The sequence below is a fragment of the Brevundimonas intermedia genome, from assembly GCF_027922165.1.
Classification (GTDB): domain Bacteria; phylum Pseudomonadota; class Alphaproteobacteria; order Caulobacterales; family Caulobacteraceae; genus Brevundimonas; species Brevundimonas intermedia.
In genome coordinates this window covers 504,630-526,854 of the sequence record NZ_BSFD01000011.1, presented here as the reverse complement: position 1 = coordinate 526,854, position 22,225 = coordinate 504,630, and the positions used below count along the sequence as shown (strand labels likewise).

General features: G+C 64.2%; 21 protein-coding genes and 1 tRNA gene. 16 read left to right on the top strand and 6 right to left on the bottom strand.

Translation table 11 applies throughout. The features are described 5' to 3' along the window. Positions 1-40: 40 nt before the first annotated feature. Entirely contained in the window at positions 41-2,587 is a 2,547-nt protein-coding gene (locus tag PKE72_RS16060) for a glycoside hydrolase family 3 protein (protein ID WP_271166370.1), read from the top strand. A 148-nt stretch (positions 2,588-2,735) separates the two neighbouring features. Here the strand turns inward: PKE72_RS16060 and PKE72_RS16055 are convergent, their stop codons facing one another. Next, positions 2,736-4,088, bottom strand: a complete 1,353-nt coding sequence (locus tag PKE72_RS16055; protein WP_271166369.1) for an MFS transporter — start codon at positions 4,086-4,088, stop codon at positions 2,736-2,738. A gap of 213 nt (positions 4,089-4,301) precedes the next feature. On the opposite strand from PKE72_RS16055, the gene cyoA reads away from it, so the two are divergent. The 7 genes from cyoA (at position 4,302) to PKE72_RS16020 (ending at position 11,181) form a co-directional block, all read left to right on the top strand. Beyond that, complete coding sequence (gene cyoA, locus PKE72_RS16050; RefSeq protein ID WP_271166368.1) at positions 4,302-5,513, top strand: ubiquinol oxidase subunit II; 1,212 nt, start codon at positions 4,302-4,304, stop codon at positions 5,511-5,513. A gap of 13 nt (positions 5,514-5,526) precedes the next feature. Then, on the top strand, positions 5,527-7,530 hold the full coding sequence (cyoB, locus tag PKE72_RS16045; RefSeq protein ID WP_271166367.1) for a cytochrome o ubiquinol oxidase subunit I: 2,004 nt from the start codon (positions 5,527-5,529) through the stop codon (positions 7,528-7,530). 3 nt (positions 7,531-7,533) lie between these two features. Further along, positions 7,534-8,163: a cytochrome o ubiquinol oxidase subunit III gene (gene cyoC / locus PKE72_RS16040; protein WP_271166366.1), complete on the top strand. Its 630-nt coding sequence runs from the start codon at positions 7,534-7,536 to the stop codon at positions 8,161-8,163. Beyond that, positions 8,160-8,552 (top strand): cytochrome o ubiquinol oxidase subunit IV, encoded by a 393-nt coding sequence (cyoD, locus tag PKE72_RS16035; RefSeq protein WP_271166365.1) that lies wholly within the window; start codon positions 8,160-8,162, stop codon positions 8,550-8,552. The genes cyoC and cyoD overlap by 4 nt, the downstream gene beginning before the upstream one ends. Before the next feature lie 91 nt (positions 8,553-8,643). After that, positions 8,644-9,324, top strand: a complete 681-nt coding sequence (locus PKE72_RS16030; RefSeq protein ID WP_271166364.1) for an SURF1 family protein — start codon at positions 8,644-8,646, stop codon at positions 9,322-9,324. Continuing rightward, positions 9,321-10,655 (top strand): ATP-binding protein, encoded by a 1,335-nt coding sequence (locus PKE72_RS16025; RefSeq protein WP_271166363.1) that lies wholly within the window; start codon positions 9,321-9,323, stop codon positions 10,653-10,655. The genes PKE72_RS16030 and PKE72_RS16025 overlap by 4 nt, the downstream gene beginning before the upstream one ends. Further along, entirely contained in the window at positions 10,645-11,181 is a 537-nt protein-coding gene (locus PKE72_RS16020; RefSeq protein WP_271166362.1) for a response regulator transcription factor, read from the top strand. Before PKE72_RS16025 ends, PKE72_RS16020 begins: the two co-directional genes overlap by 11 nt. Before the next feature lie 20 nt (positions 11,182-11,201). On the opposite strand, the gene PKE72_RS16015 is transcribed toward PKE72_RS16020, so the two are convergent. Both PKE72_RS16015 and PKE72_RS16010 read right to left on the bottom strand, forming a co-directional pair. Continuing rightward, positions 11,202-11,402, bottom strand: coding sequence for a DUF2842 domain-containing protein (locus PKE72_RS16015; protein ID WP_271166361.1), 201 nt, complete (start codon positions 11,400-11,402; stop codon positions 11,202-11,204). After that, positions 11,402-11,653 carry a transglycosylase gene (locus PKE72_RS16010; protein WP_271166360.1) on the bottom strand — a complete coding sequence of 84 codons (252 nt, stop codon included), beginning with the start codon at positions 11,651-11,653 and terminating at the stop codon, positions 11,402-11,404. The genes PKE72_RS16015 and PKE72_RS16010 overlap by 1 nt, the downstream gene beginning before the upstream one ends. Positions 11,654-11,789: 136 nt before the next feature. Between PKE72_RS16010 and PKE72_RS16005 the strand changes: the two genes are divergently transcribed. After that, on the top strand, positions 11,790-12,890 hold the full coding sequence (locus tag PKE72_RS16005; RefSeq protein ID WP_271166359.1) for a COX15/CtaA family protein: 1,101 nt from the start codon (positions 11,790-11,792) through the stop codon (positions 12,888-12,890). On the opposite strand, the gene PKE72_RS16000 is transcribed toward PKE72_RS16005, so the two are convergent. Further along, positions 12,859-14,244 carry an alkaline phosphatase PhoX gene (locus tag PKE72_RS16000; protein ID WP_271166358.1) on the bottom strand — a complete coding sequence of 462 codons (1,386 nt, stop codon included), beginning with the start codon at positions 14,242-14,244 and terminating at the stop codon, positions 12,859-12,861. The two genes, PKE72_RS16005 and PKE72_RS16000, sit on opposite strands and share 32 nt — an antisense overlap. 262 nt (positions 14,245-14,506) lie before the next feature. On the opposite strand from PKE72_RS16000, the gene rplM reads away from it, so the two are divergent. The 4 genes from rplM (at position 14,507) to msrB (ending at position 17,065) form a co-directional block, all read left to right on the top strand. Then, entirely contained in the window at positions 14,507-14,980 is a 474-nt protein-coding gene (rplM, locus tag PKE72_RS15995; protein WP_183196355.1) for a 50S ribosomal protein L13, read from the top strand. A gap of 2 nt (positions 14,981-14,982) precedes the next feature. Beyond that, entirely contained in the window at positions 14,983-15,474 is a 492-nt protein-coding gene (rpsI, locus tag PKE72_RS15990) for a 30S ribosomal protein S9 (protein WP_271166357.1), read from the top strand. Positions 15,475-15,575: 101 nt separating this feature from the next. After that, complete coding sequence (gene argC, locus PKE72_RS15985) at positions 15,576-16,511, top strand: N-acetyl-gamma-glutamyl-phosphate reductase (RefSeq protein WP_271166356.1); 936 nt, start codon at positions 15,576-15,578, stop codon at positions 16,509-16,511. Between the two features lie 50 nt (positions 16,512-16,561). Continuing rightward, on the top strand, positions 16,562-17,065 hold the full coding sequence (gene msrB, locus PKE72_RS15980) for a peptide-methionine (R)-S-oxide reductase MsrB (RefSeq protein ID WP_271166355.1): 504 nt from the start codon (positions 16,562-16,564) through the stop codon (positions 17,063-17,065). On the opposite strand, the gene PKE72_RS15975 is transcribed toward msrB, so the two are convergent. Continuing rightward, the gene (locus PKE72_RS15975; RefSeq protein WP_271166354.1) at positions 17,062-17,439 is read right to left on the bottom strand and encodes a hypothetical protein; all 378 of its coding nucleotides are present in this window, start codon (positions 17,437-17,439) and stop codon (positions 17,062-17,064) included. The genes msrB and PKE72_RS15975 overlap by 4 nt on opposite strands. Then, the gene (phaC, locus tag PKE72_RS15970) at positions 17,436-19,166 is read right to left on the bottom strand and encodes a class I poly(R)-hydroxyalkanoic acid synthase (protein WP_271166353.1); all 1,731 of its coding nucleotides are present in this window, start codon (positions 19,164-19,166) and stop codon (positions 17,436-17,438) included. Before phaC ends, PKE72_RS15975 begins: the two co-directional genes overlap by 4 nt. Positions 19,167-19,588: 422 nt before the next feature. On the opposite strand from phaC, the gene PKE72_RS15965 reads away from it, so the two are divergent. The 3 genes from PKE72_RS15965 to PKE72_RS15955 all read left to right on the top strand — a co-directional run bounded on the left by PKE72_RS15965 (position 19,589) and on the right by PKE72_RS15955 (position 22,073). After that, the gene (locus PKE72_RS15965) at positions 19,589-20,050 is read left to right on the top strand and encodes a hypothetical protein (RefSeq protein WP_271166352.1); all 462 of its coding nucleotides are present in this window, start codon (positions 19,589-19,591) and stop codon (positions 20,048-20,050) included. Between the two features lie 40 nt (positions 20,051-20,090). Next, complete coding sequence (recJ, locus tag PKE72_RS15960; RefSeq protein ID WP_271166351.1) at positions 20,091-21,902, top strand: single-stranded-DNA-specific exonuclease RecJ; 1,812 nt, start codon at positions 20,091-20,093, stop codon at positions 21,900-21,902. Positions 21,903-21,998: 96 nt separating this feature from the next. Further along, a tRNA-Glu gene (locus tag PKE72_RS15955) sits at positions 21,999-22,073 on the top strand. Positions 22,074-22,225 lie beyond the last annotated feature (152 nt).

The following is a 22,225-nucleotide window of genomic DNA, read 5'->3' as shown; positions in this document are numbered from 1 at the left end:
TCGCGTCTAGTTTCTCGCCCGCCGAATGGACGGACCCGATATGACCTCGCGCTTCTTGACTTCTCGCCGTAACGCCGTGTCGATCATGGCGTTGAGCTTGGCTCTGGCGGCCGGCGCTTGCGCCACGACAGCCTCAGAATTGGCGCCGACCAACTATGTGAAGTCGTCGGATACGATCGTCACCGACGCCAGCCGGGCCCATCCCGACCTGTGGCCACATGCCGCATCCCCCGCCGCCATGACGGACGCCGCCACTGAGGCCTTCGTCACCGAACTGATGGCGAAGATGACGCTGGAGGAGAAGGTCGGCCAGACGATCCAGGCCGACATCGCCTCGATCAAGCCCGAGGACCTGCTGACCTATCCGTTGGGGTCGATCCTGGCGGGCGGCAACTCCTCACCGGGCGGAGACGAGCGCGCCTCGGCCCAGAAGTGGGTCGAACTGGCCCAGGCCTTCCGCGCGGCGGTGGCCCAGCGTCCGGGCGCCAAGATCCCGATGATCTACGGCATCGACGCCGTCCATGGCCACAACAACATCGTAGGCGCCACCATCTTCCCGCATAACAGCGGCCTGGGCGCCATGCGCGACCCCGACCTGATCCGGCGCATCGGCGCGGCGACGGCGCTGGAAGTCGCCGTGACCGGAGCGGACTGGACCTTCGGCCCGACCCTGGCCGTGCCCCAGGACGACCGCTGGGGCCGCGCCTATGAGGGCTATGGCGAGAACCCCGAGATCGCCCAGAGCTATGCGGGGCCGATGACCCTGGGTCTTCAGGGCGCGCTGTCGGCCGATCATCCGCTGGCGCCGGGCCATATCGCCGGGTCGGCCAAGCATTTCCTGGCCGACGGGGGGACGACCGGCGGTCACGACCAGGGCGATTTCGTCGGTTCCGAACAGGAGATGATCCGCACCCACCTGTCCGGCTATCCCCAGGCCATTGATGCCGGCGTGCTGTCGATCATGGCCAGCTTCTCCAGCTGGAACGGCGTCAAACACTCCGGCAATGAGACGATCCTGACCGACGTCCTGCGCGGGCCGCTGGGCTTTGACGGTTTCGTCGTGTCCGACTGGAACGCCCAGGGGCAGCTGCCCGGCTGCTCGAACGAGAGCTGCGCCCTGGCCTTCAACGCCGGGATCGACATGTTCATGGCACCTGACAGCTGGAAGCCGCTGTACCAGAACACCCTGGCTCAGGTTCGGTCCGGCGTGATCCCGATGGCCCGTCTTGATGAGGCCGTGCGCCGGATCCTGCGGGTCAAGGTCAAGACGGGCCTGTTCACCGACACGCGTCCGGTGGAAGGCCATCTCAACGAGTTGGGTTCGCCCGCCCACCGCGCCATCGCGCGCGAAGCGGTGCGCAAGTCGCTGGTCCTGCTGAAGAACGACGGGGTTCTGCCGATCCGGTCCGGCGCGCGGGTTCTTGTGGCCGGCCATGCCGATGATATCGGTCAGGCGTCGGGCGGTTGGACCCTGACTTGGCAGGGGACGGGCAACACCAACGCCGACTTCCCCAACGGTCAGTCGATCTGGAGCGGCATTCTGGAGGCGGTCGTCGCCGGGGGCGGTCAGGCGACGCTCAGTCCCGACGGGGCCTTCGCCCAGAAGCCGGACGTCGCCATCGTCGTCTTCGGCGAGACGCCCTATGCGGAGTTCCAAGGCGACGTCGACACCCTGGACTTCCTCCCGACCGAACCTCTGGAGACGCTGAAGCGGCTCAAGGCGGCTGGAATACCGACTGTCTCGGTGTTTTTGGCCGGGCGTCCGATGTGGACCAACCCCGAGATCAACGCCTCTGACGCCTTTGTCGCCGCCTGGCTGCCGGGCACGGAAGGCGGCGGCGTGGCTGATGTTCTGATCGGCGACGCCGCGGGCAAACCCCGCACCGACTTCAACGGCAAACTGTCGTTCAGCTGGCCCAAGAACGCCAAAGGCGAGCCGCTGAATGTCGGCCAGCCGGGCTATGATCCGCAGTTCGCCTATGGCTATGGCCTGACCTATGCGCAGGGCGGCCGTGTCGGCCCCCTTTCCGAGGACAGCGGCGTCGCGGGCGAGATCGGCAGCGTCGATCGCTATTTCGTCGACGGTCGTTTCGTCGCCCCCTGGTCCTTGATGTTGCGCGACGCGGGCGGCGAGTTCCGGCTGGGAACCGAGAGCAGCGGCGCCAGCCCGCGGGGCGGTGTCAGTGTTCGCTCCACCGACGGCGCCGGCCAGGAATCGGCCCGCGCCCTGACCTTCGGGGCGGGTGGCGGCCACGCCCTTATCGTTGCCAAGCCAGTGGACCTGGTTCGTCAGGCCAATGGTGAGATGGCTCTGGTGTTCCGCTACCGGGTCGACGCCAAACCCGCGGGCGCTGTGACGCTGACCTTGGGCGAGGGCAGGGTGGATGTCACGGCTCTGTTCAACGCTGCCCCCGTTGGCGAATGGCGCACCTTGAAGGTTCGGCTGTCCTGCCTGCGCGATGCGGGCGCTGATCTGGCGGCTGTCGACCAACCTTGGGGCCTGAGCGCCGCCGGCGGTTTCGGCGTGACGGTGGAGGATATCCGCCTGGGCTCGAACGAGGGCGATGCTATCTGCCCCGCCGGATGAACGGCCGGGCCTGAGCGCCCCTCACGTTCGCACATTGGGACGGGTCTTGCGGATTGCACGGCCCGTCTTTTTTGTTTGCGTGAGGCAAAGAAAAACCCCGGCCTCGCTGGCGGCGAGACCGGGGCGGGGCGTCAGGCGCGAACCCGTATCAGTTCTTGGCGACGCGCGCCTTGTCCGAGGAACTGCGGGCCAGCTCCCGGTTCAGCCACAGGGCTGCAAGGGTCAGGATAGAGCCTGACAGCAGATAGGCGCCGGCTGCGATCAGGCCGAACTGGCTAGAAATCCATAGGGCGACGAGCGGCGCGAAGCCTGCTCCGAACAACCAAGCCAAGTCCGACGTCAGGGCCGAAGCGGTGTAGCGGTTCGCCAGCGAGAAGCTGGAGGCCACCGGACCGGACGCCTGACCGAACGACAGGCCCAGCAGGATGAAGCCCGAGATCATGAAGATCAGTTCGCCCATCGCGCCGCCGTTCAGCAGCTGGGGTGCGAAGCCGGAGAAGGCGGCGATGCCGGCAGCCGTGGCGGCCAGCAGCGAACGACGGCCATAACGGTCGGCCAGAACGCCGGAGGCGAGAATGGCCAGCAGGCCGAAGACTGCGCCGACCATCTCGATCAGCAGGAAGCGCACCGGCGTCTCCTGGGTGAACAGGAAGACCCAAGACAGCGGGAAGACGGTGACCATGTGGAACATGGCGAAGCTGGCCAGGGGCGCGAAGGCGCCGATGGCGATCCGGGGGCCTTCCGCCTTGATGGCGGTGTGAACCGGCGTGGGCTGCAGTTCGCGCGTTTCGAACATCTGCTGGAAGCTGGGCGTCACGACGATGCGCAGTCGTGCGAACAGGGCCACCACGTTGATGGCGAAGGCGACGAAGAACGGATAACGCCAGCCCCAGTCGAGGAAGTCCGCCGCCGAAAGCGTATTCAGGAAGAAAGCGAACAGGGCCGAGGCGACGATCAGCCCAATGGGCGCGCCCAGCTGCGGAATCATCGCGTACCAGCCGCGACGGTTCTCCGGCGCGTTCAGGGCCAGCAGCGACGCCAGGCCATCCCAAGCGCCGCCCAGGGCTACGCCCTGGCCGATGCGGAAGACGGCCAACAATACGGCGGCCGCTATGCCGATGCTCTCATAGCCGGGCAGGAAGGCGACAGCGACGGTCGAGGTGCCCAGTAGGAACAGGGCGATGGTCAGTTTGGCGCCGCGCCCGAACTTCTGGTCGATGGCGATGAACAGCGCCGTGCCCAGCGGGCGCGCCAGGAAGGCGAGGGCGAAGACGGCAAACGAAAGCAAAGTACCGCCGATCGGTCCCGCGAACGGGAAGATCAGTTGTGGGAACACGACCACGGAAGCGATGGCGTAAACGAAGAAGTCGAAGAACTCCGAGGTGCGGCCAATGATCACGCCGATGGCGATTTCGCCGGGGTCCACCTTGCCATGATCATCGTGGAGGGCGGCGGCGTCGCGTTCCAGCGACTCTGACGAAGGGGTCGTCGAGACGGACATGGGCTGGGATCGCTCCGTTTAAACTGAAGGTATTTAGGTGTACGGCGGTAATGCCGCATTATGACCGCGCGCCCTTTGCGATGAAAGTCGCCACATGAGGATAGGACAGATTGTCCAATGTCGCTCCTGACCGAAGCTGACTATCCGGCGCAACTCGAACGCCCATCGTCGCGACTCCTCCCCCTTGTCCGACGTTTTCCGATTGGAGCTCCCTTGCGCCGTCTGCGCCTACTCCTGCTCGTGCCCATGGTGGCGCTTCTGTCGGCCTGTAATCTGGTCGTCTTGAAACCCGCAGGCGACGTCGCCCAGCAGCAGGGTGACCTGCTGATGGTCTCGACCCTGCTGATGCTGCTGATCATCGTGCCGGTCATGGCGCTGATCGTCTTCTTCGCCTGGAAGTACCGGGCGTCGAACACAGAGGCGGAATATACCCCGGACTGGGACCACTCGACCCATCTGGAAGTGGTCATATGGGCCGCGCCGCTGCTGATCATCATCTGCCTGGGCGCACTGACCTGGGCCGGTACCCACCTGCTGGACCCCTATCGTCCGATTGATCGGATCAAGCCGGGCCAGCCCGTCGCCGAAGGTGTGGAGCCGCTGCAGGTCAATGTGGTCGCGCTCGACTGGAAATGGATGTTCATCTATCCGCAGTACGGCGTCGCCACGGTCAATGAGTTGGCCGCGCCCGTGGATCGCCCGATCAGGTTCCACATCACCTCGTCCTCGGTGATGAACTCCTTCTACATCCCCGCCCTGGCTGGCCAGATCTACGCCATGCCGGGCATGGAGACGAAACTGCACGCGGTCATCAACCGTCCGGGCGAGTACCAAGGACTGTCTGCCAACTATTCCGGCGACGGCTTCTCAAACATGCGGTTCAAGTTCCACGGCCTGGATCAGGCAGGCTTCGACGGCTGGATCGCCGGGGTTCGCCGCAGCGGCCAGCCGTTGGATCGCGAGCGTTACCTCGAGCTGGAAAAACCTAGTGAGAAGGTTCCGGTGATGCGCTTCTCCACCGTCGACGGCGGTCTGTGGGACGCCATCCTCAACATGTGCGTCGAGCCGGGCAAGATGTGCATGGGTGAGATGATGGAGATCGACCGCAAGGGTGGTCTGACCATGGCCTCGATCCGCAACACCATGCCGCTGGTCTATGACAAGTACGCCGGTCGCGGGAAGAACGCCGCCATCTTCGGCTCCAACGAGAGCTATGTCATGACCATCTGCACGCCGCTTCAGGCCGAGGCTGCGGCCGCCGAACGAATCCGCCGCGCAGAGCTGGACGCAACCAGCGCTCCGGTCAGCATGGCGCCCCTGTCGGGCCTGGGCCTGACCCAGGGTCTGCCGATGGCGTCTCTTTCCATAAACAAGCAATCGACGGGGCCGGTTTCGACCGACGTCCGTTCCTCCCCCAACGCCTGAGCGAACACAGTCGATGAACGCTGACACTCTCATTCCACTCATCTTCGGGCGGCTGACGCTCGAGGCTCTGCCCTTGCATGAGCCGATCCTGGTCGTGACCATGATCGTGGTCGCGCTGGGCGGCCTCGCCCTGTTCGGGGCCCTGACCTACTTCAAGCTCTGGGGTTATCTCTGGAAGGAATGGTTCACGACCGTGGACCATAAGAAGATCGGGATCATGTACATGATCCTGGGGCTGATCATGTTTGTACGCGGGTTCGCCGATGCGATCATGATGCGCCTGCAGCAGGCCATGGCCTTCGGCGGGTCGGAAGGCTACCTGAACGCCCACCACTATGATCAGGTCTTCACCGCCCACGGCGTGATCATGATCTTCTTCGTGGCCATGCCTATGGTCACCGGCATCATGAACTACGCCGTGCCGCTGCAGATCGGCGCGCGCGACGTGTCCTTCCCCTTCCTGAACAACTTCAGCTTCTGGATGACCACGGCTGGCGCCATCATCATCATGGCCTCGCTGTTCGTGGGCGAGTTCGCGCGCACCGGCTGGCTGGCCTATCCGCCGCTGTCGGGCATCGGCTACAGCCCGGGCGTCGGTGTCGACTACTATATCTGGGGGCTTCAGATCGCGGGGGTCGGCACGACCTTGTCCGGGATCAACCTGATCGCGACCATCGTGAAGATGCGCGCCCCGGGCATGGGCATGATGAAGATGCCGATCTTCACTTGGACCTCGCTGTGCACCAACGTCCTGATCGTGGCGTCCTTCCCGGTCCTGACCGCTGTGCTGGCCCTGCTGACGCTGGACCGGTACGTCGGCACCAACTTCTTCACGAACGACTTCGGCGGCAACCCGATGATGTACGTGAACCTGATCTGGATCTGGGGTCACCCGGAAGTCTACATCCTGATCCTGCCGCTGTTCGGGGTCTTCTCGGAGATCGCCTCGACCTTCTCGGGCAAGAAGCTGTTCGGCTACACCTCCATGGTCTACGCCACGGTCGTCATCACCATCCTGTCGTACCTGGTGTGGCTGCACCACTTCTTCACCATGGGGTCGGGCGCGTCGGTGAACTCCTTCTTCGGCATCACGACGATGATCATCTCGATCCCGACGGGCGCGAAGATCTTCAACTGGCTGTTCACGATGTACCGTGGCCGTATCCGGTTCGAATTGCCGATGATGTGGCTGGTCGCCTTCATGCTGACCTTCGTCATCGGCGGCATGACGGGCGTGTTGCTGGCGGTGCCGCCGGCCGACTTCGTGCTGCACAACTCGCTGTTCCTCATCGCCCACTTCCACAACGTCATCATCGGCGGCGTGCTGTTCGGCCTGTTCGCCGCCATCAACTTCTGGTGGCCCAAGGCCTTCGGCTTCAAGCTGGACAAGTTCTGGGGGCTGGTCAGCTTCTGGTGCTGGGTGCCTGGCTTCTGGCTGGCGTTCACGCCGCTGTACGTTCTGGGTTTGATGGGCGTAACGCGCCGCATGCGGGTGTTTGACGATCCTTCGCTGCAGATCTGGTTCGTGATCGCGGCCATCGGCGCCGGCGTCATCGCTCTGGGCATCGCCGCCATGTTCATCCAGTTTGCCGTCTCGATCATCAATCGCGACAAGCTGCGCGACACCACGGGCGACCCGTGGGGCGGCCGCACTCTGGAGTGGGCGACCTCTTCGCCGCCGCCGGCCTACAACTTCGCCTCCACACCGGTCATCCACGACTCCGACGCCTGGTGGGACATGAAGAAGAAGGGCTATCAGCGTCCGCTGGGCGGCTACCGCGCCATCCACATGCCCTCGAACACAGGCACGGGCGTCATCCTGTCCGGTCTGTGCCTGGTGATGGGGCTGGCCCTGGTCTGGTACATCTGGTGGCTGGCGGCGCTCAGCTTCTTGGCTGTGCTGGCGGTCTCGATCGCCCATACCTTCAACTACAAGCGCGACTACTACATCCCCGAGGATGAGGTTCGCGCGACCGAAGAGGCGCGTACGCGCGCCCTGGCCGGAACGGAGGCCTGATCCATGAGCGCGACCGCGACTGCGACTGAGATCGACCCGAACGTCTTCCACCTGGAAGAGGAGCCGCATCACGAGGAAGGCTCCAGCACGATGCTGGGCTTCTGGCTCTATCTGATGAGCGACTGTCTCATCTTTGCGATGTTGTTCGCCGTGTTCGGCGTCCTGGGCGGCAACTACGCCGCCGGGCCGGGGCCAAAAGAGCTGTTCGACCTGGAGTTGGTGGCGATCAACACCGCCATGCTGCTGTTCTCGTCGATCACCTATGGCTTCGCCATGCTGTCGATGGACCAGAACAAGAAAACTCAGACTTTGGTCTGGCTGGCTGTCACCGGTCTGTTCGGCCTGGCCTTCCTGGGGATCGAACTCTACGAGTTCGCTCACCTGATCCATGAAGGCGCGACGCCGCAGCGCAGCGCCTTCCTGTCGGCTTTCTTCACCCTGGTGGGCACCCACGGCCTTCACGTGACCTTCGGCATCATCTGGCTGGTGACGCTGATGGTTCAGGTCAGCTGGAAGGGTCTGATCCCCGCCAACAAGCGCCGCCTGATGTGCCTGTCGATGTTCTGGCACTTCCTTGACGTCATCTGGATCGGCGTCTTCACCTTCGTCTATCTGCTGGGCATGGTTCGATGAGCGCCGATAAGAACGACCACTCGCCGGAGTCGCACGACACCGACCATCTGGGCCACGAGGGGCATAATCACGGCTCCTTCAAGAGCTATATGATCGGCTTCGTCCTGTCGGTGATCCTGACGGCCATTCCGTTCTGGCTGGTCATGACCGGTGTCCTTCCGACCCAGGCCACCGCCCTGATCGTCATGGCCTTCGCCGTGGTGCAGATCGTGGTTCACATGATCTACTTCCTGCACATGAACACCAAGTCCGAGGGCGGCTGGACCATGCTGGCCCTGATCTTCACGATCATCGTCGTGGTCATCGCCCTGTCGGGTTCGCTGTGGGTCATGTACCACCTGAACACCAACATGATGCCGACCCACGAAATGAGCGGGATGGGCTCCTAAGGGGCCGACCAAGGAGGTCGTGATCAAAGGCGACAGCCATAACGCGCCGCGTCGACATCTGACCCTTGTATGGGCCGGATTCGGCGCGGCCTTGTTGTTTCTGAGCTTCGTGGCTCTGGGCGGCTGGCAGGTCCAGCGGTTGGCCTGGAAGACCGAACTGATCGCGCAGGTCGAGGCTCGCGTTCACGCTCCACCCGTCGAAGCGCCCGGACCGGCGTCCTGGTCCGCACTGTCCCGCCAAGACCAACAGTACCGTCGCGTTATGATACGGGGCGTTTTCCAGCACGAACACGAGGTCCTGGTTCAGGCTGTCACCGACTATGGCTCGGGCTTCTGGGTCATGACGCCTTTGGCCACGGATAAAGGCTTCACGGTTCTCGTGAACCGCGGATTTGTCCCGCCTGAGCGTCGTTCGCCGGCCGATCGGTCGTCTGGTCAGTTGGGCGGCCTACAGACGGTGACCGGTTTGTTGAGAATCACCGAACCGGGGGGCGGCTTCCTGCGCGCCAATGATCCGGCCGGGGACCGTTGGTATTCCCGCGATGTGGCGGCGATCGCGGCCGCGAGAGGGCTGTCGACCTTCGCGCCCTATTTCATCGACGCTGACGTCACGCCCAATCCGGACGGCTGGCCGAAAGGCGGGCTGACCGTGGTACGATTCCCGAACAGCCATCTTGTCTACGCCCTGACCTGGTTCGGCATGGCGCTGCTGACCCTTGTTGGATACGGGATCGTGGTGCGTGAAGTTCGTCGTCGTCGCCGGCCCGCATGACCTCCACGCTTCAACGCCTTCTGGGTTTTGGCGACTGGCGCGAGACTGCGGTGTCGCAGGAGGCGGCGAACCGGCGCAATCTTCGCCTGTTGGTCCAACTGCGATGGCTGGCTGTCTTCGGCCAGGTCGCGACGATTCTGATCGTCCATTTTGGTCTGGGCATCCGGCTGCCGCTGCTTTGGCTTCTGATCGCGCCGGTCAGCCTGGCGTTGGTCAATCTGGTCAGCCTGCCCCTGACGCAGCGTCGGGATTCCATTTCAGACCATGAGCTGATGTTAGCCTTGCTGGCGGACGTGGCGGCCCTGACGGGGCAGCTGTTTCTGACCGGAGGCGCGACCAATCCCTTTGTCGGCCTTTACCTGCTTCAGGTCGTGCTGGGGGCGGTTCTGCTGCGGCCTTCATACGCCTGGTCTCTGATCGCGATCACCAGCGTCTGCTTCGTCTGTCTTGGCGTTTTTCACTTGCCGCTCGATCTGCCGCCCTATCAGGAAGGCGGCGTGCTTAGCCTTTATATGGCGGGTGGGTTGATCTGCTTCCTGCTTATGGCGGTGCTGCTGGTGCTGTTCATGACCCGGATCAATGAAAATTTGCGCGCGCGCGACGCCTATGTGGCTGATGTTCGCCAACAGGCGGCTGAGCAGGATCACATCGTCAGGATGGGGTTGCTGGCGTCAGGCGCCGCCCATGAACTGGGCACGCCATTGGCCTCGCTTTCGGTGATTCTAAGCGATTGGCGGCGGATGCCGCTCCTGAAGGCCGACGCCGATCTGAGCCAGGACATGGATGTGATGCAGGCCGAGGTCGAGCGCTGCAAGGCGATCGTCACCGGGATTCTGATGTCAGCGGGCGAGGCGAGGGGACAGGCGCCGTCTCACACCACCCTGGTCCGTTTCCTCGATGAAGTGGTCGAAGGCTGGACCACCCGAGACATCCGGGTTCGGGTGGATGTGACGCCCTGGACCGGCCCCGATCCTCGGATCATCGCCGACCCGGCGTTGCGTCAGGTCTTCGGCGTCCTGTTCGACAATGCGGTTGAGGCCGGTGCGCGGCGGATCGTCGTTTCGCCCACCGTGAGCGATGGAAAGCTTCAGGTGGCGGTGAGAGACAATGGTCCAGGTTTCCCAGCAACCGTGCTCGATCGGCTGGGCAAACCCTATAATTCGACCAAGGATCGTCCCGGCGCCGGCTTGGGTCTGTTTCTGCTCGCCAATGTGATGCGATCACTGGGCGGGTCAGTCGAGGCTTGCAATCCAGCCGGAGGAGGCGGCGAGGTCAAGCTGACCCTGCCGATCGACGTTCTGGCGCCCGAGGAGATTGCAGATGACCGATGAAGCCCCTGTTCTGCTGATCGTCGAAGATGACGACTCATTCTCCCGCACCCTGCGAAAGTCGTTCGAGCGACGAGGGTATGTCGTGGTCAGCGCGGATGGGCCGGATCAGATGGCCGAGGTTCTCAAGATCCATCGCCCGGGATTTGCGGTCGTGGACCTGAAGCTGGGCGGGGCGTCCGGCCTAGGTTGCGTTTCCACTCTGCACGCCTTCGACCCCGACATGAATATCGTCGTCCTGACCGGTTTCGCCAGCATCGCCACGGCGGTCGAGGCGATCAAACTGGGCGCCCGTCATTACCTGGCCAAACCCTCCAGCACCGATGATATCGAAGCCGCCTTCGGCAAGGCCTCTGGTGATGCCGCCACGCCGCTGACCACGCGTCCCACTTCTATTAAGACGCTTGAGTGGGAGCGGATTCACGAGACCTTAGTTGAGACCGACTTCAACATTTCGGAAGCGGCGCGTCGGTTGGGCATGCACCGTCGGACCCTGGCGCGGAAGCTGGAGAAGCGACGGGTCACCTGAGGCCGTCGCGGATCTCGACGTCAGCGTGGCGGCCGCTCTGCCCATTTCAGCAGGGGGATGAGCGGCAGCCCCCAGCCCGTACCGCCGATGCCGAAGAAGAGAAAATCTATCCACGGCGAGGCTGGCAGCAGGCCGCGCAGGGCGATCAGCCCCCAGACCCAGAAAACCAGAAACGCCAGGACGCCAATAGCGGCGACGAATCGACGCGCGCGGGGCGGCATCAGCGCTTGTTCCTGAACAGGAAGAAGGCGATCAGGCACACGGCGGAGCCGGCAAGCGCCCATGGCGTCCAAACCCAGCTGTCCATGGTGCTGACGGCGAAGACGCGTACAGCCAGGAACCAGCCGCAGGCCAGGCCGACGCCGGACACAAGAATGGTCCCGCCTAGGCCACGCCGCCCGGTTAGCAGGTCGGCGATCCAGGCCAGCAGAAGTCCCCCCAGAACGGCGGCGGCGATGTCGGCGTATTGCAACCCTGATCTCCCTGTCGGCCTGTGCGCCGTCTCTCAATCCGACTCGATCTTGTGATCGTAGCGGGGCATACCGCCACGGTCGCGTTTTGGTCACGGTCGAAGGCGACACCATATCCGGGTCAGTGTCGGGCGTCGAATGAACCGTTTCGGAAATCCAGATCGCAATGTCGCCGTCGCTGTGTGGCTGTTCGCCACTGCGGCGTTCGTCTTCCTGATGGTGGTGGTCGGCGGCATCACCCGCCTGACGGGCTCGGGCCTGTCGATCACTGAGTGGCAGCCGATCATGGGGGCGATTCCACCGCTGAATGACGCCCAATGGGCCGAGGCTTTCGAGAAGTACAAGCAGATCCCGCAGTACGCCCAGGTCAACGCTGGCATGAGCCTGGGCGAGTTCCAGGGCATCTTCTGGTGGGAATGGCTGCACCGCCTGATCGGGCGGTTGATCGGACTGGTATTCGCCCTGCCGCTAGCTTTCTTCCTGCTGTGCCGAATCGCGCCACTGCGGTCTGTTTTTCCCCAGTTCGCCATGCCTGATCGCCTGATCTGGCGGTGTCTCCTGTTGTTGGCCTTGGGCGGCCTGCAGGGGCTGATCGGTTGGTGGATGGTTTCCAGCGGCCTGTCCGAGCGGGTCAGTGTCGCGCCCGAACGCCTGGCGACCCACCTGGGTCTAGCCTTCGTTCTGTTCGCCGCCCTTATTTGGACGGGGCTCGAAGCCTGGCATGGAGAGGACAGAGGGCGTCCGCCGTCGGGTTGGGCGCGCGGCGCTGGTTTCCTACTGGGCTTGGTCTTCATCCAATGCCTGCTCGGCGCGCTGGTCGCCGGAGGGCATGCTGGGCTGGTCTACACCGATTGGCCGCTGATGAATGGTGCCGTACTGCCTCCGGCCGATTGGAGTCTGGGCGCTTCAGCTTTTCTGCACGACCAGGCGCTGACCCAGTTCAATCACCGGCTCGTTGCCTATGGGCTGCTGATCGCCGTCAGCATCTACGCCTTCCAGGCCTGGCGTTGGCGCGTGGCTGAGGGGATGGGGCTAGGGGCTTTCGTCCTGGCGGCCGTGATCTGGCTTCAGGCTGCGCTGGGTATCGTCACCCTCATTCACGCCGTGCCGGTCTGGCTGGGCGTGCTCCACCAGGCTGGGGCCGCCGTCGTCCTTGCTGTGGCGACGGCGAACCTTTGGCTGGTGCTGCGGGCTCAGCCCCGGATCTTCATGTCCGGACCGAGGTCCATGGGCCTCTGATCGCCAGGGTCATGCCCGGGTACATGATGTTGACGAACAGCACTTCGCCGTCGGGCGAGAAACAGGCGCCCGCGAACTCGGAGTTGCCGGTGAAGACATTGCGGCCGATCGTATAGACCTTGCCGTCCGGCGTGACGCCCTTCAGGTGGTTGCGAACCTCGGTGGAATAGTTGTCTTCGCACAGGATGAGGTGACCCCACGGCGCGACTGTGATGTTGTCGGCCATGTTCATCGTCTTGATGTCCGTGCTTTCAACGAACAACTGCAGACGGTCGGTCCCGCCGTTCAGGCCGGGAACAAGTCGCATCACTTGACCGCGCCGGATCGGCCCGCCGGATGTTGCGGTGAAATACATCTCATTGTCGCCCCACCAGACGCCTTCGCCGCGGGCGACCCAGGCTGCACCGGCCGCGTGGCCGCGCTTGGCCAGGTCGCCGTTGGGAGATTCTACGTCCTCCATGTCGATCCACTCGATGTCGCGCCAGTCGCCGACGGCCCAGGCGCGGTCGTCTTGGTTGCGGGTGTCGGCCGAAGGCGCGCCCTTCCAGGCCATGGCCTGCAGCTTGCCGCCTTCGGCCAGCTTGCCAGGCGTCTTGGGAATGAAGCGGTAGAACAGGCCGGAATTGTCGTCCTCGGTCAGATAGACGATGCCTGTGCGCGGATCGATGCAGACCGCCTCGTGATCGAACCGTCCCATGGCCTTCAGCGGCACGGGGTCGACGAGGCCGGTCGCCGTCGATGGCACTTCGAACACCCAGCCGTGGCTCTTGGTCACGTCGGCGTCGGCAGGGGTCTCGAGCGTCTCCTCGCATGTCAGCCAGCTGCCCCAAGGCGTCGGCCCGCCGCAGCAGTTGGTCGAGGTGCCGGCCAGGCTCATATGCTGACTGACCTTCTGACGCGTCTTGAGATCATAGATGATGGTGGAGCACCCGCCCGGCAGGGGACGGCCGTCCTTGTAGGTGTCATAGGCCTTGGTCGCGTCTAACAGACCGAGGCGTTCTTCGTGCAGGCCGCCGGGCCCCAGATTGCGGTGCAGGCCGGATGAACCCTTCAGCTCGTGATTGACCACCAGGGCGACCCGCGAACCTTCCAACGGGAAACAGGCCATGCCGTCGGGTTGCCCTGGGACGAACAGGCCGTCATCCATGGTGTCGCCGCCTTGGACTATCACCTGGTAGGAGAAGCCTTCGGGCAGATCGAGCAGTCGGCTGGGATCACGGATCAGCGGGCCATAGCCGTGGACCTCGTTGACGTAGGTCTCTTCGCCTTCCGCCTGGGCGGCGGCGTGACGGGCCAAGCCTGCGAAAGCGAGGGCGGCGCTCGAGGCGATTAGACCGCGACGGTGAGGGTTCATGGGAAGCTCCGGAAGTTTGTCTCCCGATGACTCCGATTGGCTATGGTTTGATGACAAGCGCCGTTATTTTATAACGAGTCAGCACCTAAAGTTTTGGGTATTTTAATACCGTAAACAAAATATCGTTGTAAAACATAAAGTTGATGGTAGTCTTGTGGCGTTCAGTGCGTTGACGCGACCCGTCCTCTCCTGTATCAGCGCGCCTTCATTCGGTTCCCTCGGGGGCCGGACCCGATTTTCGTCTCCAGGAACCCCCTCAATGCTGAAGAGCACCACGGCTTCGTTGAAGCCGGCCGAGGTCGAGAAGAAATGGATCCACATCGACGCCGAAGGCGTCGTGGTGGGCCGTCTCGCGACCTTCATCGCCAACCGTCTGCGCGGCAAGCACCGCGGCGACTACACCCCGCACGTTGACTGCGGCGACTATGTCGTCGTCACCAACGTCGACAAGGTGGTGTTCACCGGCAAGAAGTCGACCGACAAGGTCTATTATCGCCACACCGGCCACCCGGGCGGCGTCAAGTCGACGACCCCGGAGAAGGTTCTGGGCGGTCGCTTCCCCGAGCGCGTGCTCGAGAAGGCCGTCGAGCGCATGCTGCCGAAGGAAAGCCCGCTGGCCCGCAAGCAGATGACGCACCTGCGCCTGTTCGCCGGCGGCGCGCACGAACATGAAGCCCAGCAACCGGAAACGATCGACTTCAAGTCGGCGTCGCCCAAGAACACCCGGAGCGTCTGAGCATGACCGACGTGACCAACGAAACCGCCACCGGCTTCGACGCCCTGAAGGGCCTGAGCGCTTCGGTCGAGAACGACGCCCCCGTCTACGTCCAGAAGCTGGACGCCCAGGGCCGCGCCTATTCGACCGGCAAGCGTAAGAACGCCATCGCTCGCGTCTGGGTTAAGCCCGGCACCGGCAAGATCACCGTCAACGGCAAGGACCAGGAGCAATATTTCGCTCGCCCCGTGCTGCGCATGATGATCGCCCAGCCCCTGACCGTTTCGGACCGCGCCACCCAGTATGACGTGATCTGCACCGTCGAAGGTTCGGGCCTGTCCGGCCAGGCCGGCGCTATCCGCCACGGCCTGTCGCACGCCCTGACGCATTTCGAACCGGAACTGCGCAAGGTCCTGAAGCCGCACGGCTTCCTGACCCGCGACAGCCGCGTCGTCGAGCGCAAGAAGTACGGCCGCGCCAAGGCTCGCCGCAGCTTCCAGTTCTCGAAGCGCTAATCGCGTTCACGCGGTTTGGATTTGGGGCGCTTCGGGGAGACCCGGAGCGCCCTTTTTCTTGTCTATCTTCTCCCGCATGGGGGAAGGGTCAGGAGTAGCCTATGACCCACACCATTTTCATCGACGGCGAAGCCGGCACCACGGGGCTTGAGATCCGCGAGCGGCTGGAGGCCCGTTCCGATCTGGAGCTGATCCTGCTGGGCGACCGTAGGCGTGACGTTGGGGCGCGGCGCGAGGCGCTGAACAGCGCCGACGCCGTGATCCTGTGCTTGCCCGATGATGCGGCGCGCGAGGCGGTGGCCATGGTCGAGAACCCGTCAGTCAAGGTGATCGACGCCTCGACCGCCTATCGGGTCGCGCCCGGCTGGGCCTATGGGTTTCCTGAGATGGACGCAGGTCAGCGCGACCTGATCGCCCGGTCGCAGTTCGTGTCCAATCCCGGCTGCTATCCGACCGGCTTCATCGGCCTGATGCGGCCGCTGGTGAAGGCGGGTCTGGTGCCGGCCGGCCATCCGGTCACGGTCAATGCGGTCTCGGGCTATTCCGGCGGCGGCAAGGCCATGATCGCCGAGTTCGAGGCGCCGGAGGCCGCAACGGCTTATCGCGCCTACGGTCTGTCGCTGAAGCACAAGCATGTACCCGAGATGACCAAACACGCGGGTCTGACCCGCGATGTTCTGTTCACTCCGGCGGTTGGAAACTATCGCCAAGGCATGCTGGTCGAGGTTCCGCTGCACCTTGCCGCATTGCCGGAGACGCCTTCGGTCGAGCGTATCCACGGCGCCCTGGTCGAGGCCTATGACGGCCAGAGGTTCGTCGAGGTGGTTGATCTGGACGAGACCGAGGCGATGGCCGGGCTGGAGCCCGAGGGGCTGAACGGCACCAACCGCCTGCGTCTGCATGTCTTTGGGGATCGGTCCGGCGAGCAGGTGCGTCTGGTCGCGCTGCTGGACAATCTGGGCAAAGGCGCGTCCGGCGCGGCTGTGCAGAACCTCAACATCATGCTGGGACTGGATGACGGTGTCGGTCTGATCTGATGGCGTGACGGGCGAGAAACCTTTTCGCGTCCGCCGTCGTACTGGGAGTCATGACCCAGTCCCTGATCCTCAACCGCCGGGGCCTTCTGACGGGCGCCGGCGCGTTCGCCTTGTCCGCCTGTTCCCCAGAACCCGTGGAGGCCGGGGAGGGGCAGTACGCCGCATCTCCCTATCGTCGGATCTCAGACTCGGAGTGGCGGCGGCGGTTGGGCGATGCGGCCTGGACCGTCATGCGCCGCGAAGGGACGGAGCGTCCGTACACCAGTCCACTGAACGACGAACACCGACGCGGCGTCTTCGTCTGCAAGGGATGCGACCTGCCGCTGTTCCGTTCCGGCTGGAAGTTCGATTCCCACACCGGTTGGCCCAGCTTCTATCAAGTCATGGCGGACAACATCGGCCGCAAACGCGATTTCGCCATCGGCATTCCCCGCACTGAATACCATTGCGCACGCTGCCTCGGCCATCAGGGGCATGTGTTCAACGACGGGCCCAGGCCGACGGGTCTGCGCTACTGCAACAACGGCGTCGCCCTGAAGTTCGTGTCGGCCTAGCGCCGGTTGGCGCGGATGGCGGAATCGACCGTCACGCCGAACCAGACCGCCGCGACGATGATCAGCAGGCCGTAGTCATGGCCGGGCAGGAAGACCGGGGCGACCGCTGCGGCGATGACCAGCAGGGGAAACAGACCGGCCCAGACGGCGGTCGAAGGCGAGTCGGCGTGGATCATCGCCCGCGGCGCCGGGCGCTTCATCACGCGCGCCATCCAGCCGTTCAGAGCGACGAACAGGACCGAACAGACGACGGCGCTGATCACGTATTTCGGCGTATTGCCCGGCTCGCCAAAGAGCGCCGCCGTCATGACCAGAAGCACCAGGGCGACGCCCGTGCTGACGGCCAGCAGGATATTGGGTTCGATACGGTTCAAGACTTCACTTTCACATAGAGACCCGGGGCCGGCGTCAGGGGCGAAAGCGGACCCTTAGCAGGGTCGCGCGCCGGAATCCTGGCGCCCGAGCGTGCGTGCAGCCAGTCGGCCCAGTGCTCCCACCAACTGCCCGGATGCTCGGCGGCGCCGGTCTGCCATTCGGCTAGGGTGGGGGGCAGGGCGGGATTGGTCCAGTGCTGGTATTTCCGCGCCGCCGGGGCGTTTACGACACCTGCGATATGACCCGATCCCGCCAGGGTAAAGGTGACGTCCCGGCTGCCGAACAGTTTCGCCGAGCGATAGACCGAATTCATCGGCGCTATGTGATCCTCGCGGCTGGCCTGGAAATAGAGGGGGATCGTCACCTTCGACAGATCTGCTGTCAGGCCGCCGATCTCGAACACGCCACGCGCCAGGGCGTTGGCGCCGTACATCTGGCGCAGATAGGCCAAGTGCAGGGTCTTGGGCATCCGCGTCTGGTCGGCGTTCCAGAACAGCAGATCAAAGGCGGGCGGGTCCTTGCCCAGCAGATAGTTGCTGATGAAGAAGGACCAGATCAGGTCGTTAGACCGTAGGGCGTTGAAGGTCTCGGCCATGGCGGCGCCGGGCAGGACCCCGCCGGCGGCGTCCATCTGGCGTTCGATCTCGGCGATCCAGTGTTCGTCGGTGAACAGCAGCAGGTCGCCGGCCTCGGCGAAGTCGTGCTGGGCGGCGAAGAAGGTGGCGGCTGCGACGCGGGTGTCGCCCTTGGCCGCCATATGGGCCAGGGCCGCACCCAGGAGGGTGCCGCCGATGCAGTAGCCGACGGCGTTCAACTGCGATGCGCCGGACTGTTCCAGCGTCTTTTCAACGGCGCGATAGATCCCCTTTTCCAGATAGTCGTCGAAGCCCAACCCGGCCTTGTCCAGATCCGGATTGACCCAGGAACAGACAAAGACAGTGAAGCCCTGGGCGGACAGCCAGCGGATCAACGAATTGGCCGGCTGGAGGTCCAGAATGTAGAATTTGTTGATCCAGGGCGGGAAGATCAGCAGCGGGATCTGATGCTGGGCATCCGTCGCGGGCGCGTATTGGATCAGCTCGAACAGGTCGTCGCGCCACACCACCTGGCCCGGCGCGGTGGCGACGTTTTCGCCGACGACGAATTTGCCATAGTCCGCCTGACTGATCCTGAGCGAACCTTGGCCGCGTTCCAGATCGGCTGCGAAGTTCTGCATTCCCTTCACCAGGGATTCGCCGCTGGTCTCCGCCAGGGCCTTCAGGGCCACCGGGTTGGAGGCCAGAAAGTTCGAGGGGGAGAAGGCGTCGGTCAGCAGGCGGGTGAAGAACTGGGCCCGGCGTTTGACCGCCGGGTCGATGTCCTCGACCCCGGCGATCAGGCCGTTCATCCAGTCCGATGTCAGCAGATAGGACCGTCGCATCATGTCGAATATCGGATTGTCCGACCAGGCGGGGTCCTTGAACCGCTTGTCGGCGGGGGCGGGCGGCATCGGTTCGCCGGCTGCCTGACGCGCCGTGCCGGTCCAAAGATCAATATAGCGGCTGAACAGGTCGGCTTGGGCTTGGAAGAGCTTTTCCGGGCGCGCGGCCAGGCTGCTCATCACCGAGGTCATGGCGGGGGCCACGTTGAACGGATCGGGCGACAGGGCGGCGGGGCGGTCCGCCTGCGCCAGGGCGGCTTCGGCGAGCGCGCCCTGGGCCATCATGGCGGCCTTGGCCAGGTTCATGGACAAGGTTTCGAGCAACTGGGCTTGTTCAGTTCCAAGGAAGGCGGCGGTGGGTTCGGCGGCTCTTTCCGGAACCGCATTCTCGGTTTGGATAGGAGGCGATTCGGTTGAGGACGCCTGCGCGTTGGGCGCCGTCTTCGCACGGGGTGGGCGTGGTTTTGCGGATGTCGGGCGGCCGGGTTTGCGCGGAGCTTTGACTGCGGAAGCATCGAGCGACGCCGTCGCCTCTAGCCTGCCGCCGGGCAAGGGTCTGACCTTCTGGGACTTGGCTGTAGGGGGCGACTCACCGGAGGCCTCGGCCTTCGGACCCTTTTTCTTTGGAGCTTGGGCCATAAATTTCCTTCGCATTCCTTAGAGCGAAGGGCCGGTTCGACGCCTCGCCCTTCCGCACGGAGCGATGATGGCATAAGACCGACCCCGACATGAACGCGCACTTTCGAAAAAGGACGAAGCTGAGAGCTTCGGGGCTTGGTCTGGCGACGCTGACGGCGTTGCTTGGAGCCTGTGCGCCGTCGTTCGCTCCGAAAACCGACCCGACATCGCCCATCGCGCCGCGTGTCCAGGCCCTGGTGGACGTCAATCGTCATTACCCCAGCTGGGAGAATTTCCCCGCCGCCCCGGCCGACCTACCTGAAGCGACCCAAATCGCTTCCAGTGTGAGGATGCTGGAGAGCCAAGGGGGAGCCTTGGGAGGCGAGGTCTCACGGATCGACTGGACGCTGAAGGACGCAGAAACCTTGGCTGCAGAGACCCGCGCCCAGGTGGAGGCTGTTCCGGTATCGCCTGATTCTGCCCGCACTCAAGTCGAGATCGACGCCTTCGCTCAGAGCCTGCGCGACCGCGCCAAGGCCCCGCCTCCGGTCGATCGGCGTCCGGTTGAATGAGATTGTCGCCGGGGATCGAGAATCCCCGGATGATACGCCGATGGCGGACGATGGCGGCTTCAAGATCGAAAGTGCATTCCTGGGGGTGACACAGTCGCTGTCCGGCCGCGTCTGGCGTCAGCGACCGGCCGAGGTCGCGACCATACGCGCTCATATGCAAGGGCTGGGACTGGACGAACCGCTGGCGCGGGCCTTGGCTTCGCGTGGCGTTCGTGCCGACCAGGGCGCTGATTTCCTGACGCCCACCCTGCGCGCTCTATTTCCGGACCCTTCCAGCTTCCTGGATATGGACGCTGCGGCGGGCGCTATCCTCGACGCCTTTCAGGCTAGGGCCCGAGTCCATGTCTTTGCGGACTATGATGTGGATGGGGCCGCCAGCGCGGCTCTTCTTGTGCGTTGGTTCCGAACCATGGGGGCGGATCTTTCCATCTATGTCCCCGACCGAATAACGGAGGGCTATGGTCCCAGCGCGAAGGCCTTCGACAGTTTGAAGGCGGCGGGCGCCGATCTGGTTGTCACGGTCGATTGCGGCGCTGCGGCGAATGAGGCGCTGGCTCACGCGGCGGCCATCGACCTGAAGGTCGTTGTCATCGACCACCATCTGATGCGCAGTGAGCCGCCCAGGGCGCTGGCGGTCGTCAATCCAAACCGACCCGGCTGCAACTCAGGGCAGGGGAATCTGGCGGCGGCGGGCGTGGTCTTCGTACTGCTTGCGGCGCTGAACCGTGAAGCGCGGCGGCGCAACCTGTTCGCCGAGCGGCCCGAGCCTGATATTCGGCAGTGGCTGGACTTGGCGGCCCTTGGCGCGATCTGTGACGTGACGGCCCTGACGGGGTTCAACCGCGCCCTGACGGGGTTGGGGTTGAAGGTCATGAGCGATTGGAAAAACCCTGGACTGCGCGCCCTCCTGGCTGCGGCCGGCGCAGAAGAGGGGCCGGCCAAGAGCAATCACGCCGGGTTTATCTTGGGACCGCGCATAAACGCAGGGGGACGGATCGGTCGGTCTGACTTGGGCGCACGCCTGCTGTCTACCGACGACCCGGTCGAGGCTCAGGCCCTGGCCCTCGAACTGGACGCTCTGAACCTGTCGCGTCGCGAGGTGGAGCGCACCGTCACGGAGGCGGCCGTCCGTCGCGCCGAGGCGACCGGCGCCCACGCTGACGATTCCGCGCTGGTCGTCGTAGCGGGCGAAGATTGGCATCCAGGCGTGGTCGGCATCGTGGCTGGTCGTCTGCGCGAGCGTTGGCGCAAGCCGGTGATCGTCGTCGGCATCGATCCGGTGACCGGCCTGGGCAAGGGATCCGGGCGATCGCAAGCGGGCATGAATCTGGGCCGCGCCATCCAGGCGGCGTGGGAGGCGGGCATTGTGTTGGCCGGCGGAGGCCACGCCATGGCGGCAGGTTTGACGATGGACGGCCTGCGACTGGCTGAGCTGACCGAATTCCTGAACGCGAGACTGGCAGCCGAAAGGGTCGAGGCGGTGGCGATGGACGCGTTGGACGTTGATGCTCTTATTGACCCGGGCGCAGCGACCCGCGCCTTGTTTGAGTCGTTCGAACAACTGGCGCCTTTCGGGCCGGCCAATCCGGAGCCGGTCTTCGCTCTTAATGGCGTGCAGGCCCGCGAGCCGGTGCAGATGAACGGCGGCCATGTTCGCTGCCGTCTGGTCGGACCAGACGGCGCATCTGTGCGCGCCATCGCCTGGCGCTGCGCCGATCTGCCGACCGGGCAAGCCCTGTTGAGCGGGCAGGGCGGCTTGAACGTCGTAGGTCGTCTGAAGGCGGACGACTGGAACGGCCGTCGCGGCGTGCAGTTTGAGATCGAGGATGTCGCAGATCCCCGCAGGGTTTGATCGACGCTACGACGGATTGGCCGACCGCAAAAAACTCGAAATCCACGCTTGCACCCGTCCGAGGGCGCGGCTATATCGCCGGCTCTCCCGCGCAGCGGTCCCTTCGTCTATCGGTTAGGACGTCAGGTTTTCAACCTGAAAAGAGGGGTTCGACTCCCCTAGGGACTGCCACGCGGGATGATAACAGGCCGAGCCGTAAGGCCGCCTGCACCGCCTCTGATATTCATTCTTATGTTGCGTCGCCCGGTGGGCGCTGGTGGTGACGTTAGAGCGGCACAACTGCAACGTTTCTGCTGAGGGGCGCAACTTTCTAAGCCCTTTTG